The 17,229-nt window shown below is 35.9% G+C and carries 17 protein-coding genes; 16 read left to right on the plus strand and 1 reads right to left on the minus strand.

Annotation, left to right across the window (positions count from 1 at the left end):
* The first annotated feature begins 267 nt into the window (after positions 1-267).
* From mnmE to J5J03_RS05760, 15 genes are all read left to right on the plus strand, one after another.
* The gene (gene mnmE / locus J5J03_RS05690; protein ID WP_208587165.1) at positions 268-1,644 is read left to right on the plus strand and encodes a tRNA uridine-5-carboxymethylaminomethyl(34) synthesis GTPase MnmE; all 1,377 of its coding nucleotides are present in this window, start codon (positions 268-270) and stop codon (positions 1,642-1,644) included.
* A gap of 25 nt (positions 1,645-1,669) precedes the next feature.
* Positions 1,670-3,562: a tRNA uridine-5-carboxymethylaminomethyl(34) synthesis enzyme MnmG gene (mnmG, locus tag J5J03_RS05695; RefSeq protein ID WP_208587167.1), complete on the plus strand. Its 1,893-nt coding sequence runs from the start codon at positions 1,670-1,672 to the stop codon at positions 3,560-3,562.
* A gap of 12 nt (positions 3,563-3,574) precedes the next feature.
* Positions 3,575-4,288 carry a 16S rRNA (guanine(527)-N(7))-methyltransferase RsmG gene (gene rsmG / locus J5J03_RS05700; RefSeq protein ID WP_208587169.1) on the plus strand — a complete coding sequence of 238 codons (714 nt, stop codon included), beginning with the start codon at positions 3,575-3,577 and terminating at the stop codon, positions 4,286-4,288.
* Positions 4,289-4,536: 248 nt separating this feature from the next.
* Positions 4,537-5,400, plus strand: a complete 864-nt coding sequence (gene noc / locus J5J03_RS05705) for a nucleoid occlusion protein (protein ID WP_208587179.1) — start codon at positions 4,537-4,539, stop codon at positions 5,398-5,400.
* 181 nt (positions 5,401-5,581) lie between these two features.
* Positions 5,582-6,343 carry a ParA family protein gene (locus J5J03_RS05710; protein ID WP_163582185.1) on the plus strand — a complete coding sequence of 254 codons (762 nt, stop codon included), beginning with the start codon at positions 5,582-5,584 and terminating at the stop codon, positions 6,341-6,343.
* A complete protein-coding gene (locus J5J03_RS05715) occupies positions 6,336-7,169 on the plus strand; it encodes a ParB/RepB/Spo0J family partition protein (RefSeq protein ID WP_208587181.1) in 834 nt (277 codons plus the stop codon). Before J5J03_RS05710 ends, J5J03_RS05715 begins: the two co-directional genes overlap by 8 nt.
* 80 nt (positions 7,170-7,249) lie before the next feature.
* Positions 7,250-7,954, plus strand: a complete 705-nt coding sequence (locus tag J5J03_RS05720) for a DUF554 domain-containing protein (protein WP_208587183.1) — start codon at positions 7,250-7,252, stop codon at positions 7,952-7,954.
* 406 nt (positions 7,955-8,360) lie between these two features.
* The gene (locus J5J03_RS05725; RefSeq protein ID WP_208587192.1) at positions 8,361-9,371 is read left to right on the plus strand and encodes a YkvI family membrane protein; all 1,011 of its coding nucleotides are present in this window, start codon (positions 8,361-8,363) and stop codon (positions 9,369-9,371) included.
* Between the two features lie 42 nt (positions 9,372-9,413).
* Positions 9,414-9,608 carry a DUF951 domain-containing protein gene (locus J5J03_RS05730; protein WP_018934417.1) on the plus strand — a complete coding sequence of 65 codons (195 nt, stop codon included), beginning with the start codon at positions 9,414-9,416 and terminating at the stop codon, positions 9,606-9,608.
* Between the two features lie 219 nt (positions 9,609-9,827).
* On the plus strand, positions 9,828-10,928 hold the full coding sequence (ychF, locus tag J5J03_RS05735) for a redox-regulated ATPase YchF (protein ID WP_018934416.1): 1,101 nt from the start codon (positions 9,828-9,830) through the stop codon (positions 10,926-10,928).
* A gap of 142 nt (positions 10,929-11,070) precedes the next feature.
* Positions 11,071-11,361 (plus strand): 30S ribosomal protein S6, encoded by a 291-nt coding sequence (rpsF, locus tag J5J03_RS05740; RefSeq protein WP_018934415.1) that lies wholly within the window; start codon positions 11,071-11,073, stop codon positions 11,359-11,361.
* Between the two features lie 15 nt (positions 11,362-11,376).
* On the plus strand, positions 11,377-11,895 hold the full coding sequence (ssb, locus tag J5J03_RS05745) for a single-stranded DNA-binding protein (protein WP_018934414.1): 519 nt from the start codon (positions 11,377-11,379) through the stop codon (positions 11,893-11,895).
* A 20-nt stretch (positions 11,896-11,915) separates the two neighbouring features.
* Positions 11,916-12,146: a 30S ribosomal protein S18 gene (gene rpsR / locus J5J03_RS05750; protein WP_018934413.1), complete on the plus strand. Its 231-nt coding sequence runs from the start codon at positions 11,916-11,918 to the stop codon at positions 12,144-12,146.
* A 592-nt stretch (positions 12,147-12,738) separates the two neighbouring features.
* Complete coding sequence (gene serA / locus J5J03_RS05755; protein ID WP_208587194.1) at positions 12,739-14,325, plus strand: phosphoglycerate dehydrogenase; 1,587 nt, start codon at positions 12,739-12,741, stop codon at positions 14,323-14,325.
* A 258-nt stretch (positions 14,326-14,583) separates the two neighbouring features.
* Positions 14,584-15,081 carry a hypothetical protein gene (locus tag J5J03_RS05760; RefSeq protein ID WP_208587196.1) on the plus strand — a complete coding sequence of 166 codons (498 nt, stop codon included), beginning with the start codon at positions 14,584-14,586 and terminating at the stop codon, positions 15,079-15,081.
* Positions 15,082-15,300: 219 nt separating this feature from the next.
* Here J5J03_RS05760 and J5J03_RS05765 read toward each other — a convergent pair whose 3' ends face one another.
* Entirely contained in the window at positions 15,301-16,080 is a 780-nt protein-coding gene (locus J5J03_RS05765; protein ID WP_208587198.1) for an HAD family hydrolase, read from the minus strand.
* A gap of 192 nt (positions 16,081-16,272) precedes the next feature.
* Here J5J03_RS05765 and J5J03_RS05770 point away from each other — a divergent pair, with 192 nt between their 5' ends.
* Positions 16,273-17,205, plus strand: coding sequence for a YybS family protein (locus J5J03_RS05770; RefSeq protein ID WP_208587200.1), 933 nt, complete (start codon positions 16,273-16,275; stop codon positions 17,203-17,205).
* Positions 17,206-17,229: the final 24 nt, after the last annotated feature.

Consider the following 17,229-nt stretch of genomic DNA (forward strand, 5'->3'; position numbering starts at 1 on the left):
CTACACCAAGACCAATTTTCACAAGTTCACAGTTTATATCTACGTCGAATTAATGGAGAAGTTGATTCTGTTTTTGTGCTTGTGAATAATTGATTTCATAAAAAGTTATACACATGTGGATAATATATAGCGATGATTAATTTAAAATCCGAGTGTGGATATCTTTTCAAGTGATATAGTTTTGTGCTATTCTAATAAGTTAGTGACACTAAATAAAATGGATAGTCAATTAATATATAGAAAAATGAGAATAATGGGGGTGAAGAAGTGGACAAAGATACAATAGCAGCGATTTCGACACCGATCGGAGAAGGAGCGATCGCAATTGTTCGATTGAGTGGTGAAGAAGCAATTGCCATAAGCAATAGATTATTTGAAGGAAAAGACCTTGAAAAAGTAGAATCTCATACGATTCATTACGGAAAAATGATCGACACCGAAACGAATGAAATGATGGAAGAAGTAATGGTTACGGTTATGCGTGCTCCTAAAACATTTACTAAAGAGGATGTAGTAGAGATTAATTGCCATGGTGGACTGGCATCTGTTAATCGATTATTAGAACATGTTCTGTTACACGGTGCACGTTTAGCTGAACCAGGAGAGTTTACCAAACGGGCATTTCTTAATGGACGTATTGATTTATCACAAGCAGAAGCTGTGATGGATTTGATTCGTGCCAAAACAGATAAGGCAATGAATATTGCATTGAAGCAATTAGATGGGAAATTATCGAAACTTGTTCATCAATTACGGCAAAAGTTAATTGAAACGGTAGCACATGTAGAAGTAAATATCGATTATCCAGAGTATGATGATGTTGAAGAAATGTCTCATCAAATGTTACGAAAACAAACAGAAGAAGTATATCAGGAAGTAGAACGGTTATTAAGTATGGCGAAACAGGGAAAAATCTTACGGGAAGGTATTGCAACAGCGATTATAGGTCGTCCAAACGTAGGAAAATCCTCTTTGCTTAATGCATTTGTTCAGGAAACGAAAGCAATTGTAACAGATATTCCAGGAACAACCAGAGATGTGATTGAGGAATATGTCAATGTTCGCGGTATACCGTTACGATTAGTTGACACAGCGGGAATTCGTGAAACGGAGGATATTGTTGAGCGGATCGGGGTGGAACGTTCCCGTCAAGCCTTAAAGGAGTCGGACTTAATTTTGTTAGTGTTGAACTATGGTGAGCAATTAACAGAAGAAGACCGTAACCTTTTTAAAGCGATAGAAGGGTTAGAATATATCGTGATCGTCAATAAGACAGACTTGGATCAAAAGTTAGACCTGGAGGAAGTAAGACAATTAGCCGGTGATCAAAAAGTGATAACGACTGCATTAATTGAAGAGAAAGGCATGGATGATTTAGAAGAAGCAATTGCAGACACTTTTTTTGCGGGAGATTTGGAAAGTGGCGATTTAACGTATGTTTCGAATGTACGTCATATTCAATTATTGCAGCAAACTTTAAAGGCTCTGGAAGATGCAATGGATGCGATGGATGCAGATATGCCAATTGACCTGGTACAAATTGACGTGACAAGAGCTTGGGAATTATTGGGTGAGATTGTAGGAGATACGATGCAGGATAGTCTGATTGATCAACTGTTTTCACAGTTCTGTTTAGGGAAATAAATACTAATAAAAAGGAGGATCAGCGATGTCAACTTATGAAGCTGGTCATTATGATGTGATCGTCATCGGAGCAGGCCATGCAGGGGTAGAGGCTGCTTATGCTGCTGCCAAACGTGGAGCGAAAACATTAATATTAACATTGAACTTAGATATGATCGCATTTATGCCGTGTAATCCATCAATCGGTGGACCTGCCAAAGGTATCGTCGTTCGTGAAATTGATGCATTGGGCGGATTAATGGGTAAGGTAATCGATAAAACATACATTCAAATGAGAATGCTTAATACAGGTAAAGGACCTGCTGTTCGGGCATTACGTGCACAAGCAGATAAACCTTTATATATTCAAGAAATGAAGAAGACATTAGAACAAGAACCAAATTTAACACTTCGTCAAGGAATGGTAGAAAAATTAGTTGTCGAAGATGATCAAGTAAAAGGGGTTATCACAGAGACGAAAGCATTATATCGTGCTGAAACTGTAATTATTACAACAGGTACGTTTATGCGTGGTCGTGTCATCATTGGCGATATTTCCTATGAAAGTGGACCAAATAACCAACGAGCAAGTGTAAAATTAGCGGAAAACTTGGAAGAAATAGGTTTTGATCTTGTTCGTTTTAAAACAGGTACACCACCAAGAGTTAATAATCATTCGATTAATTACGATAAAACAGAAATTCAGCCAGGGGATGACCATCCACAACATTTTTCCTATGAAACAACGGAGGAAATATTGGATCAAATTCCATGCTGGTTAACCTATACAAATGAAAAAACACATGAGATTATTAATGAAAATCTAGGGTTATCTGCGATGTATTCCGGTATGATCAAAGGAACAGGACCGCGTTATTGTCCATCTATTGAGGATAAAATTGTTAGATTCCATGATAAACCACGTCATCAAATTTTCTTGGAGCCAGAAGGTCGCCATACCGATGAAGTGTATGTCCAAGGTTTATCTACCTCATTACCTGAATACGTACAACGCGAAATTTTACACAGTATTCCAGGATTAGAAGAAGCGGACATTATGCGTGCTGGTTATGCAATTGAATACGATTCTGTCGTGCCAACACAATTATGGCCGACACTTGAAGTGAAAGATGTAGAAGGTTTGTTCACGGCGGGTCAAATTAATGGTACATCTGGGTATGAAGAAGCTGCAGGTCAAGGTTTAATGGCTGGAATTAACGCAGCAGCTAAAGCATTGGATAAAGATCCCTTAATTTTAGATAGATCTCAGGCGTATATTGGTGTATTAATTGATGACCTTGTAACAAAAGGGACCAATGAACCATACCGTCTGTTAACGTCACGAGCAGAATATCGTTTATTATTACGTCACGATAACGCGGATTTACGTTTAACTGAGATAGGTCATCAAATGGGCTTGATTTCAGACGAGCGATTTGCAAGTTTTGAAGAGAAGAAACGCTTAATTGAAGAAGAGAAAGAACGATTAAGCAGTATTCGGTTAAAACCAACAGAAGAATTGCAACAGTTGATGGAGTCTGTAGGTGGTACTAGGTTAAAAGATGGCATTCTTGCTTATGATTTAATGAAAAGACCTGAAGTAACATATGACGTGATTGAACAAGTAGCACCAGCTGAAAAAGAATTAGCGGCTGATGTAAAAGAACAAGTCGAAATTCAAATTAAATATCAAGGTTATATCGCAAAGTCAAACCAACAAGTCGAGCGCATAAAAAAAATGGAAAATAAACTAATCCCAGATGATATTGATTATGATGCAATTAGTGGTATTGCTACTGAAGCAAGAGAAAAATTGAAGCAAGTTCGTCCGTTATCTGTAGCGCAAGCATCAAGGATATCAGGTGTTAATCCAGCTGATATTTCCATTCTTTTAGTGTATATTGAACAAGGGAATGTAGCTAAAGTATCGAACGAATAGAGGAGTGGCATGATGAATCTTTCGTCTTTTCAAGAACATCTAAAAAAAGAAGGAATTGAGATCACGGAAAAGCAATTACAGCAATTTGAGAAATATTTCCACACATTGGTGGAGTGGAACGAAAAAATGAATTTAACAGCGATCACAGATCAAGAAGAAGTCTACGTCAAACACTTTTATGATTCGATTACAGCTGCATTTTATTTTGATTTCACCAATGCATTTCATTTATGTGATGTGGGTGCTGGAGCGGGTTTTCCCAGTATTCCACTTAAAATACTTTTTCCGCAAATCGATGTTACCATTGTCGATTCATTAAAGAAAAGGATTACATTTTTAAATCATTTAGCTTCAGAACTAGAACTTGAAGGTGTGAGTTTTTATCATGATCGTGCTGAATTGTTTGGAAGAAACGAGAAGTTCAGACATAAATTTGATGTCGTGATGGCTCGTGCTGTAGCGAGGACTTCTGTTTTGTCTGAGCTTTGCCTGCCACTTCTACGAACAAATGGTACGTTTATTGCGATGAAGGGTTCTAATGTAGAGGAAGAACTTTCCGATGCCGAAGATGCAATTGAACTGCTTGGTGGAAAATTACAACGCATTGAACATTTTTCATTACCAGAAAATAATGGGGAAAGAAATATCGTCATTATTGATAAAAAACGTAAAACACCAAAGAAATTCCCTAGAAAACCAGGGGTACCCAATAAAAATCCTTTATAAATGATATTTTTATCAAAAATAAGTCATATTTTTTATCGCTTTTTGATTTTTTATGATAAAATAAGAGTAACAGATTACTAGTTATGTTCCACGTGAAACATTTGGGATATAAAACGGCTTCTATGACTTGCTTAAATTCTAGTTTTAAGCAAGTTTTCCCTTTTATTAACTCGATAAATAGGGAAAAGTATTCGCTCTCATACAATATTATTTGAATTTTGTTTAAGCAGAAAAAGGTGGTGTTGATTATGTTACACCCATTTGGTCGTATTTTTGGATTAGGTGATAAGGTGGATGAAGAATTAATAGAGGACCAGGAAAGCTATCAAGATGAAGTAGTTTTTATTGATGTTGATGCTATTGAAGCAAATCGCTACCAGCCTAGATCCATATTTAATGAAGAAAAAATTAAAGAATTAGCACAAACCCTACATACACATGGTATGATTCAGCCGATTGTAGTCCGGTCTCTTGATGAGGAAGAGGATAAATATGAAATAATTGCTGGGGAAAGACGTTGGCGAGCAGCAAAAAGCCTGAATTGGGATAAGGTTCCTGCAATTATTCGTGAAATGACAGATAAAGAGACGGCATCGGTAGCATTAATTGAGAACTTACAACGTGAGGAACTGACAGTAATCGAAGAAGCGGTCGCATATGAGAAATTGATCGAGATGCATGAATTAACACAAGAAGCGTTAGCCCAACGTTTAGGTAAAAGTCAATCGACAATAGCAAATAAAATGCGCTTATTAAAATTGCCAGAACCAGTGCAACAAGCTATTTTGCAGAAGACAATTACGGAAAGACATGCTCGTGCATTGATCGCTTTAAAGAGTGAAGCACTTCAATTGAAAATATTACAACAGATTATTGAACGAGATTTAAATGTTAAACAAACAGAGGCCCAAATAGAGCGACTGTTATCTGATAAGAAAAAGCCTGCCAAAAAGCCTCGGCTAAAAGGTGTTAACAAAGATATGAGAATTGCTATGAACACGATCAGGCAATCATTAGACATGGTATCTGACACGGGGATTGATTTAGAGACAGATGAACAGGATCATGATGACTATTATCAGATTACGATCAAAATTCCTAAGAAAAAATGATTACATGATGACCCATCTTTATTAGTTAGGAAGATGGGTTGTTTTTTGGCAAGATAAAAGGTATTTGTTAGGTAATCAATTGGACCATTTTAACTAAAAATGTTAAAAATTAAAAAAAATTTATTTATAATAGATTATTAGTGATAGAATAAGAGAAAAGATGCAAGAGGTAGGTGACACCATGGGTAAAGTAATAGCCGTTGCAAACCAAAAAGGTGGCGTCGGCAAAACGACTTCTTCTGTTAATTTAAGTGCATGTTTAGCACATCTGAATAAAAAAATATTAATTGTAGATATAGATCCTCAAGGTAATTCTACGAGTGGGGTAGGGATTAATAAAGCAGATGTAAGTCATTGTATATATGACGTGTTAGTAGAGGATATTGAAACGAAACAAGTATGCTTGCAGACAGATATCGAAAATTTAGAAATAATACCCGCAACCATTCAGCTAGCTGGAGCTGAAATAGAATTAGTTTCTACTATTTCACGTGAAGTTCGTTTGAAGAAGGCTATTGATAGTATTAAGGATGACTATGATTATATTATCATTGATTGTCCTCCTTCACTAGGGTTGTTAACAATCAATGCCTTAACAGCTTCAGATACTGTTTTAATACCAGTTCAATGTGAATATTATGCATTAGAAGGATTAAGTCAGTTATTGAACACGATTCGGTTAGTACAAAAACATTTAAATAAAGAACTGATGATAGAAGGAGTTCTTTTAACCATGTTAGATGCAAGAACGAATCTTGGACTGCAAGTAATAGATGAAGTGAAAAAGTATTTTCAAGATAAAGTCTATAACACGGTGGTACCACGTAATATTCGTTTAGGTGAAGCGCCAAGTCATGGACAACCAATCATATCATACGACTCTAAATCAAGAGGAGCAGAGGTTTACCTTGATTTAGCAAAGGAAGTGATTGCCGGTGGCTAGAGGATTAGGTAAGGGGTTAGATGCATTTTTTCCAGAAATAGAAGAAAAAGATTCTGACAAGATTGAAGAGGTAGAACTGAAGAAATGCCGGCCAAACCCATATCAACCACGAAAAGTATTCGAAGCGGATGCGATCGAGGAGTTAAAAGAATCTGTTTTACAACATGGTATCCTGCAACCTTTGATAGTAAGAAAGAGCATTAGAGGATATGAAATTGTCGTAGGTGAGAGAAGGTTTAGAGCAGCTAAAGAAGCAAATTTAGAAACAATACCTGTTATTATTAAAGATTTAACAGATGAACAAATGATGGAGTTAGCATTATTAGAAAATATTCAGCGTGAAGATTTAACTCCGATTGAAGAAGCAACGGCATATGATCGCTTAATTAATGAGTTAGGTACAACACAGGATCAACTTGCCAAGCGGTTAGGGAAAAGCAGATCACATATCGCGAACCTGGTAAGACTCCTCAGTTTGCCAGAAGAGGTTATGGCCCAAATCAACCACGGAGCACTTTCCATGGGACATGGAAGAGCTTTATTAGGATTAAAAGATAAAAATAAAATCAAACCGGTAGTAAAACGGATTACGACAGAGAGATTGAATGTCCGCCAAGTGGAGGCACTAATAAACGAACTAAATAATCAGCAACCGAAGAAAAAGAAAAAGCCAAAGAAGGATATCTTTATTACGGAAAAAGAAAATCATTTAAAAGAGTATTTTGGAACGAATGTAAAGATTAACAAAGGAAAAAGAAAAGGTAAAATAGAAATAGAATTCTTTTCGGAAGAAGACTTAAACCGTATTTTAGATAAGATAGAATAATATTTGGTCTGATTGTTTGCGGGTGCAAATGATCAGGCTTTTTCATGTGAAACTATTCTACAGGTGAAGGTGGAGGCATCATGGCTTTATTAGGAACATTAGTAAATGGTTTATGTATTATTATAGGTACCATTATTGGTCTTATTTTTTCCAATATCCCTGAAAGAGTTAAAAACACCGCTTTACAAGGAATTGGTTTAGTAGTAGCACTGATTGGTATTCAAATGGCGATCCAAGCAGATAATATTATCTTAATTTTGCTAAGTCTATTACTAGGCTCTATTATTGGTACAGGTGTACATTTGGAAGATAAATTAAATATCCTTGGGCAAAAACTAGAAGGTAAAATAAGCAAGGATGGCAATGGAAATCTTACAGAAGGATTTATAACGGCTACTTTAATTTTTGTCATTGGGGCCATGAGCATTGTCGGTGCATTGGATGGTGGATTGAGAGGGGATCATGAAGTTTTATATACGAAAGCGTTTTTAGACGGTTTCATGGCAATGGTGTTAACCACAACATTAGGATATGGCGTCATTTTTTCGGTAATACCAGTTATTCTCTATCAAGGATCGATTGCATTACTAGCGGTACAAATTAATAATTGGCTCCCGCAATCTATCTTAGATGGATTTATCAATGAGGTAACTGCAATAGGAGGCTTATTAATATTAGCAATTGGCTTAAATATTCTTAACATTACCAAAATAAAAATAGGAGACTTCCTCCCCGCTATTTTTGTATTTATTATCTTTTATTTCAGTTATGGTTTTATAGCATGAGCGAAATCCAAATACTGCGAAATAGTGTGGACTTCCAAGTAAGTCTGGGCAGAGTGCGGACAATTGTTCCGCTATTTGCGACAAAAGTGCCGTTTTTATGGTGGTTGCGGACATCTATTCCGCTATTCATTGAAAATAGTGCTAATGGAAGCCGAAATGAGCCAAATAAGGAATTCAATGTCCGCTAACATGGGAAAACAGGCGTTTTTCATTCAAATAACGCACTAAATGTCCGCTCAGCACCTAGATAAATTTTCATTATTCCTCAGTTTGTATCTATTTCATATCTGACAATCGGGTTGGTTTTGTCTGGTTATTGGCTTTAAAAGTGCCGGAATTTTTGTTCATACCTTTGTCCCACGTCGCATATTTTTAATATATCTAAAGCTTTTTTGGAGGCAAAGATATGTGGAAATCGGGTATGAAGTGGATGTTCTTAATTATAGGAACAATGGTTGGGGCAGGGTATGCTTCAGGCAGAGAATTATGGCAATTTTTTGGCCATGAAAGTGGACTAGCTATTCTTTTATTTACCTTATTATTTATTTGTTCTATAGCAATTACAATGAAAGTTGGTTATCAACACCAAACATCTAATTATTACGCATTATTGGAGATTATTCTTGGAAAGCGTATTGCGCGTTTTTATGATATCTTGATTTTCTTCTACCTTATGTCTACCACTGTAATTATGATTGCAGGCAGTGGTGCAACCTTTGAAGCTTTTCAACTTTCCAAATGGATTGGCATTCTCTTTATTGTTGTTTTTATTATTTTAATTTTTATTAAAGGTATTAAAGGGGTGCTCACTTTTAACGTCATCCTTCTACCTTTATTAATCATTGGCTTATTATCGATTTTAGTCATTTATTCAATAGATGAACAACTAACCTTCATTTTATCTTTAGACCATCAAGCAAACTGGACAGCTGCTTTTACATTTACAGCTTTAAATATCTTATCGATTCTCGCTGTTTTAGGAGCGGTAGGGGAAAAGATTGAATCAAATGGTGAAATAGTGATCGCAAGTGTTGGTAGTGGCTTGATTCTAGGAATTATCTCTTTTTTATATAATAATTCTTTAATTCAAATATCTGAGGTCATCATTTTATATGAAATACCTTTATTTGCAATATTGAAGAATTATCCCAACTATACGTATATCATGATGACAATTTTATTATGGTGTGCTATATTTACAACAGCTATATCAGGTGTTTTAGGATTAGTAACAAGGCTTGGTCGTTTTTTAAAATATCATTTATGGCAAATTACAGTATTTTTATTAATTATTCTCACGCCGTTAACAATTATTGGTTTCTCCACACTAATTGAATTTCTATATCCGATTTACGGAATTGTCAATTTATATTTACTTTGTGCTATCTTACTATTTCCTTTTTATAAAAAAAACTAATATAATAGGTACCATAATATCGTGTAAGATTGAGGTGATAACATGGAGCGCAAGGAATTTCAGTTAAATGATGTAGTCGAAATGAAAAAGCCCCATCCATGTGGTGAGAATCGTTGGAAAATTATTCGCATGGGCATGGATATTCGAATTAAGTGTGAAGGATGTGGGCATAGTGTCATGTTACCACGTAAACGATTCGAACAAAAAATGAAACGAGTACTCGAACATCAGGAATGAAATAATTATCATAAAAATGTTTCACGTGAAACAAAATCTTTTTTTCTAGTATGCTAAAAGCTAAGAAATCATTTTTTCAATAGAGGGAAATTGGAAAATCAAGGGGTTAGAGCCCTTGATTTTCGTTTTTTAATAACTTGTCAATTTGGAAAAGTATCACTATAATTGGTATGACTGATACGTTCATATGGACGGAATCCTTAAGGAGTGAAAGTTAACATGGCATTAACAGCAGGAATTGTTGGTTTACCTAACGTGGGTAAGTCAACGTTATTTAACGCAATAACACAAGCGGGTGCAGAATCGGCAAACTATCCTTTCTGTACGATAGATCCGAATGTAGGAATTGTAGAAGTACCAGATGAAAGGTTGCAGAAGCTAACTGAATTAGTAAAACCCAAAAAGACAATCCCTACAGCATTTGAATTTACTGATATTGCAGGGATTGTAAAAGGTGCGAGTAAAGGGGAAGGACTAGGTAATCAGTTTCTTTCACATATTCGCCAGGTAGATGCAATTTGTCACGTTGTTCGTTGTTTCCAAGATGAAAATATTACCCACGTTTCTGGAAAAGTAGATCCTATTTCCGATATTGAAACCATTAATTTAGAGCTTATTTTAGCCGACTTGGAAACTGTTTCCAAAAGAATACAGCGTGTAGAAAAAATGGCAAAACAGAAAGACAAAGAAGCAATGGCTGAATTTGAAGTACTTTCGAAGTTAAAGGATGCTTTTGAAGAAGAAACGCCAGCACGTGCGGTATCTTTTACCGAAGAGCAACAAAAGCTTGTTAAAGGTCTACACTTATTAACAAGTAAACCGGTATTGTATGTCTCTAATGTTGGGGAAGATGAATTATTAGAAGCAGATAACAATGAATATGTACAGCTTGTAAAAGATTTTGCTGCTAAAGATGAAGCGGAAGTCATTGTGGTAAGTGCCAAGGTAGAGTCTGAAATTGCCGAATTAGATGGAGAAGAAAAAGAAATGTTCCTGGAAGAGTTAGGAATTGCTGAATCAGGGCTAGATCAACTAATTAAGGCAACTTATAACTTGCTTGGCTTAGCAACATACTTTACAGCAGGTGAGCAAGAAGTACGAGCATGGACGTTTAAAAAAGGAATCAAAGCACCTCAAGCAGCAGGTATTATTCATAGTGACTTTGAAAAAGGATTTATTCGTGCTGAAACAGTTTCTTATGATGATTTAGTTGAAGCAGGTTCTGAACAAGCTGCGAAAGAAAAAGGAAAAGTAAGATTAGAAGGTAAAGAGTATTTGGTGAAAGATGGAGATGTGATGCATTTCCGATTTAACGTATAGCAGGATCACTTGTTACATGCAAAATATTGTTTGCATTAGAGAAGGAAAATTGATATAATATCTTATTGTGAGTAATGAGACTATTACTCCTTGCTCTATTCTCAGAAATAGGGCCGTCAAGACCAAAAGGAGGTGTAAACGGATGAATAAATATGAAATCATGTACATCATCCGCCCAGATATCGAGGAGGAAGCACAAACAGCTCTAATCGAGCGTTTTAACGGTTACCTTACGAATAATGGTGCGGAAATTGAAAAAGTTGAAGAAGTAGGTAAGAAACGTCTTGCTTATGAAATCAACGACTATCGTGATGGATATTATGTAATCATTAACTTTACAGGTGATGAAACAGCTATTAACGAATTCAATCGTCAAGCGAAGTTCTCTGATGACATTTTACGTCACATGGCAATTCGTGAAGATGATCAATAATAAGGAGTGGTTCTGATGTTAAATCGTGTCGTGCTTGTCGGCAGGTTAACGAAAGATCCTGATTTACGTTATACACCAAATGGCGTTGCCGTAGCTAATTTTACCATAGCTTGTAATAGACCTTTTACTAATCAGCAAGGACAACGAGAAGCAGACTTCATTAATTGTGTCACATGGAGAAGGCAAGCGGAAAACCTTGCAAACTACATGGGAAAAGGAAGTCTAATCGGTGTAGATGGTCGTATTCAAACTCGTAGTTTTGATAATCAAGAAGGTCAGCGAGTCTTCATGACAGAAGTAATGGCAGAATCGATTCAATTCTTGGAATCTAAGGGTGGATCAACTGGTGGACAACCTAACGCACAAGGATCTCAAGGATATAATCAAAATCAGAACCAACCGAGTCAAGCAAATCAAAATCAATTTAACCAAAACAATAATAATCAAAATAATCAAGGAAATAACGATGGCGGTAATCCATTCCAGGATAGTGGAGAGCCTATCGATATTTCGGATGATGATTTACCATTTTAAATTAAAGGAGGTTTTTGATTATGGCAGCTCGTCGTGGTCGCGCAAAGCGTCGTAAGGTGTGTTATTTCACAGCGAACGGTATTACACACATCGACTATAAAGATGTTGGTTTATTAAGTCGTTTCGTTTCTGAGCGTGGAAAAATTCTTCCTCGTCGTGTAACGGGAACTTCTGCAAAATATCAACGTAAATTGACTAAGGCAATTAAACGCGCTCGTCAAATGGCGCTTTTACCTTACGTAAATGACTAATAAATGTGTAAGAGCTTGAAGCTATGTGATGCTTCAAGCTCTTTTATTAGGTCGGAAAGGATCAAACTGTGCATTGATTGGCTTTGAGGAACTAAAGTGACTTCACCAATCGAACAATCACAATCTATATCGGTCCACTTAATATCAGGAAAACCTATTATGTTTATAGCTCGATTTCTTAGTTATCCCACTAATAACAGAATCTCTGAAGAATAGCTCGACCCTGACATCCACACAAATAGTATACATTCATTTATTCTCAACCTCAATGTTCGTGTTTTGAATCAAGAAAAAGCTTCAATAGTAAATTAAATAATAATAAATACTTAAAAGACGAACAATCTCGATGGATATTTGCTTTTTTGTATTGACATTCTCTTTTTATTTGCTATGATAGAGAAAACTTTAAAAATAGACATGTTCCAGAAAACAAAAGTGTCGAAATTTTCTCAATTCAATTCTATTTATTAAAGTTCAAAAGTGCTATAATAATATTAATTAATAGAAAGTGTATATAAGTGAAGTGTTTCACTTATTCAGCAAGCTGGATGCTTTTTTTATAAGAAATATCATTTTTTTGGAGGGGACAACTGTGACTTTTAAAGTATTAATTAGCGATCCGTTGAGTGAAGATGGAATTAAACCGTTACGTGAAGCAGATAATATTCAAGTCGATATTGATACCGGCTTATCTCCTGATGAGTTGACAGAAAAAATTGGGGATTATGATGCCTTATTGGTAAGAAGTCAAACAAAAGTAACGCGAGATATTATTAGCCAAGCATCTAAATTAAAAATTATAGGTCGTGCAGGTGTTGGGGTTGACAATATTGATTTAAGTGCAGCAACGGAATACGGAGTTATTGTCGTAAATGCACCAGATGGTAATACGAACTCTGCAGCTGAACATACGGTTGCGATGCTCATGTCATTAGCCAGAAAGATACCACAAGCATTTGTAGCATTGAAAAATGGGAAATGGGATCGTAAAACCCATGTCGGCGTAGAATTAAAAGGTAAAACACTAGGTGTTATTGGCATGGGACGTATCGGTGCAGAAGTAGCAGCACGTGCGAAAGGTCAAAGAATGAATGTTATTGCTTATGATCCGTTTTTAACAAAAGAAAGAGCAGACAAGCTTGGTGTTGATTTTGGATCAGTGGAGGACGTGATCGTTGCATCTGACTTCATTACGGTTCATACACCATTAATTAAAGAAACCAAGCATTTGATCAATAAAGATGCATTCGCAAAAATGAAAGACGGTGTCCGTATTATTAACTGTGCTCGCGGTGGTATTATTGATGAGGATGCGTTATATGATGCGATTAAATCTGGTAAAGTAGCGGGAGCAGCGCTTGATGTATTTGAAGAGGAGCCTGCAACAGATCATCGTTTATTAGAGCTTCCAGAAGTTATTGCGACACCTCACTTAGGTGCTAGTACAGTAGAAGCACAAGAAAATGTAGCAATTGATGTTAGTCATGACGTTGTTCGTTACTTAACAGAAGATGTAGCGAAAAATCCGGTGAACTTACCATCTGTACCGAAAGAATTGATGAATAAAATCGAACCATATTTCCATCTATCTGAAAAACTTGGTACATTTTTAACCTATTTAACTCCAGGTGTTATTGAAGAAATTAATATCTCTTATTCAGGAGAATTAACAGAGCTTGAAGTAGCACCATTAACAAGAAATACAATTAAAGGTTTATTAAAACGTCATTTAGGTGACCACGTAAATGATGTAAATGCCTCTTACTTAGCGGAAAAAAGAGGTATTCAAGTTAACGAAAATAAATCTTCTACATCGAAAGGATTTACAAATCTCTTAAAAGTGGAAGTGAAAACAAAAGAAGTGACACGGTCTATCGCAGGTACTTTATTGAATGGTTTAGGGCCACGTATTGTCCAAGTTGATGCATATACGGTCGATCTAGTACCAGAAGGCGACCTTGTTGTCATTAAGCACAATGACCGTCCAGGGGTAATCGGAAAAGTAGGTAGCTTGCTTGCAGAACGTGGAATTAACATTGCAGCTATGCAAGTAGGTCGTTCTGATGTTGGTGGCGAAGCAATTATGATCTTAACGGTTGATAAATATTTAGAAGAAACAGATGTGGAAGCACTGAATGAATTTGAAGAAATCGAAAAATTGACTGCTATGGAACTGTAAAAAATCCAATAGATGAGAGCTCTTCGATGTTGAAGAGCTCTTTTTTCTTTAAAAGGCTGATTTGTGTAAAGTTGATAGAAAACTAGTAGAAGTTGATAGTAAATCATAAAAGTTGATAGAAAACCCTACGAAATTGCCAGTGATGTGATGTTTTTCTTTAAAACATGTTGAAAAGGAAAACATCCCTTGCAGTCGAATCCAGCAGTTCTGTTCTAACAAGAGAACTTTCTTATAATTTAAAACAGGGGGATGAATATTGTGAAGGTACGATTTATCCATATGGGTTATTTTATTGCTCTTATTGCCCTTTCTTTCTTGTCCTTTTTTGTAATATTTGGTGCAGGATTTGTTGGAAAGATCAACATATTTATATTAGTGTTTCCTCTTGCTTTAAGTGGGTTGTGGCTCAGTGATTATACTTGGCGTTTTCTAAGTTTGAAACCGGAAGCAGATAAGATACAGTTAATTCATCCAGCTAAAAATTGTACCTTTATCAGTTTATTTCTTTCAGGTATCTTTACAGTGTATAGTCTATTTCTAACGACCTTGATCCCCACACCTATAGAAGAGATTTCAGCATGGATATTTCTTGGAACACCTGCTATATTGCTTATGTTTTGGTACATTCTTCTGTATAGATATACGAAAAACAAAAAGGACAAAATCCAGTTGGTGTTAGGTTCATTTCTTGTTATTATTTCTTTGGTGTACACCTATCAAATTTGTGAATTTTATGTCATTCAATTCTTTATATAACAAAACAAAAAACATCTACAGAGAGATATGAAATCTCTCTGTCCTTATTACCATTTTGTGTGACGCTTCTGTTGGAATGGGGGTTTGATGTTTTGCTTAAAAATCTTTGCTACTATATCTTAATTTCTTCCTGTTACATATAGCTCTTATTCTGAGATTCTGCTATGGTTCAACCGGAAATTTTTGAATCGATGCTGACACCTTCTTTTTCTTGATGCATTATTTGTTTAAAATCGCAAACAATTCATCAAGATGTTTAATTTGATAAGTAGGCTCTACTTCTGTTGGTTGTTTATCTTCTCGATTGATCCAGACGCTTTGAATCCCTGTCCGATTGGCACCTAGGATATCTGTCATCAAGTTATCACCGACCATGATTGCTTCATCTTTGGTTACATCAGCTGTTTCCAGAGCATGTTCAAATATACTTGGGTCAGGCTTTCCTTTGCCAAATCCACCAGAGATAATAATATGATCGAAGTAATCTTTTAGTTCTGGGGTGATCGTTAATTTAGTGTTTTGTAGATCTGGCGAACCGTTCGTTAGCATGACTAATTGGTAATCGCTCGCCAGTTTTTCTAAGACAGAAAACGTTTCTTCATAGACGAATGGATTTTTCTTACGGTTTTCAGGAAATTGTTCTGCTAAGTAAGCACCGAACTCTTCATCATCTATTCCTAGTTGCTTTAAACCATTTGTCCAGGCATCTTTACGATAATTCGGAACAATCTCTGCCATTTTTTTAAAATATGTATGATCATCTAAGAAATTTCCCCATAGGCCTTCAAAAGGATTAATCCCGATCATTTGGGTAAACTCATAGGTTTCATATCCTTGATACAATTTACGAGCTTGAGCGCGTACAGCTTCTTCTAATTGTTCAGGATCGATTCCATATTTTTGCTTCGCTAATTGACAAGTTTCTTCGAATGCGGTTTTGACACTTTTTTTGTCCCACAAGAGTGTATCATCAAGGTCAAAAATAATCGTCTTTATCATCTGGTGCTCCTCCTCTAATCATTCTATATACATTATAAGGGATTAAGGCAACTAAATCATTAGAAAGACGATTTAATTTGTCGAAGATATATTGTTCGTATATAATTAATATAGTAAAAGTGTACGATGAAAAAGCACAGCGCTTTCTTGCTGTGCTTTTTCAATCAATTAGAGTAGTAAAGGTGGTTTCTCATGGATCAGCAACCAGTAAGGAAAGACTTTTTTATATATGTAGGTAGCTTTTTACTTCTTTTGTTAATCACAATACTTATCCCATTTATACAAATGGTTACACTCGTTTTGCTGCCCATTCCAGTTATATTGCTAATGAAAAATTATCCTATTAAGTGGACGATAATTGGCATGCTTCTGTTGCTATCTTTTTCTTTCTTCGTTGTGCCGGTGTTCTCATTTCCACTAACAATGCTAGCTTTAATAAGTGGGGCTATGATTGGATGGTCAATAAAGCAAGAACAGCATCCATATGAAACATGGGCGAAAGGAACGGCCGGTTTTGTTCTAGGACTGACGCTTATTTACGCTTATATTGAAGTAGTGCTTCAGTTTTCGATTATGAATGCTTTTGAAAATACGGTGGATGATTCCATCCAGATGACAGAGGACATGTTTCAGGCAATAGGTATGGCGCATCAGGATTTTGGCGTCATACGACAAGAAATGATGAATATGCTGCAGTTACTGCCGGTGATATTAGTAGTTGTTTCCATGGGTTTTGCCATATTAACACAATGGATATGCTATAAAGTAATCAATAAAGTACAAGAAGAGCGTTATCATTTTCCGCCTTTTCGTAGTTTTAATCTGCCAAAGGTAATGTTATGGATATATTTCGTGATGTTACTTATTTCCTTTTTTGTTGAAGCGGACTTTTCTACGATGCCATCTGTTATAATATGGAATGTGTATCATTTAGCAGGAATATTAATGGCTTTACAAGGATTGTCATTTATCTTCTTTTTTACTCATACGAAGAAGCAGTCTGTTGCATTACCAGTTATTAGTATCCTTCTCATTATATTTTTTCCGTTTATGGGTCTTTATTTGATGAGAATCTTAGGTATAATTGATTTAGGGTTTGAGTTAAGAAAAAGAATGGCAAAGTAAAGGGACTTTAGTTAGGAGCTGACA

Source organism: Gracilibacillus suaedae, from assembly GCF_017599345.1.
GTDB classification, from domain to species: domain Bacteria; phylum Bacillota; class Bacilli; order Bacillales; family Amphibacillaceae; genus Gracilibacillus; species Gracilibacillus suaedae.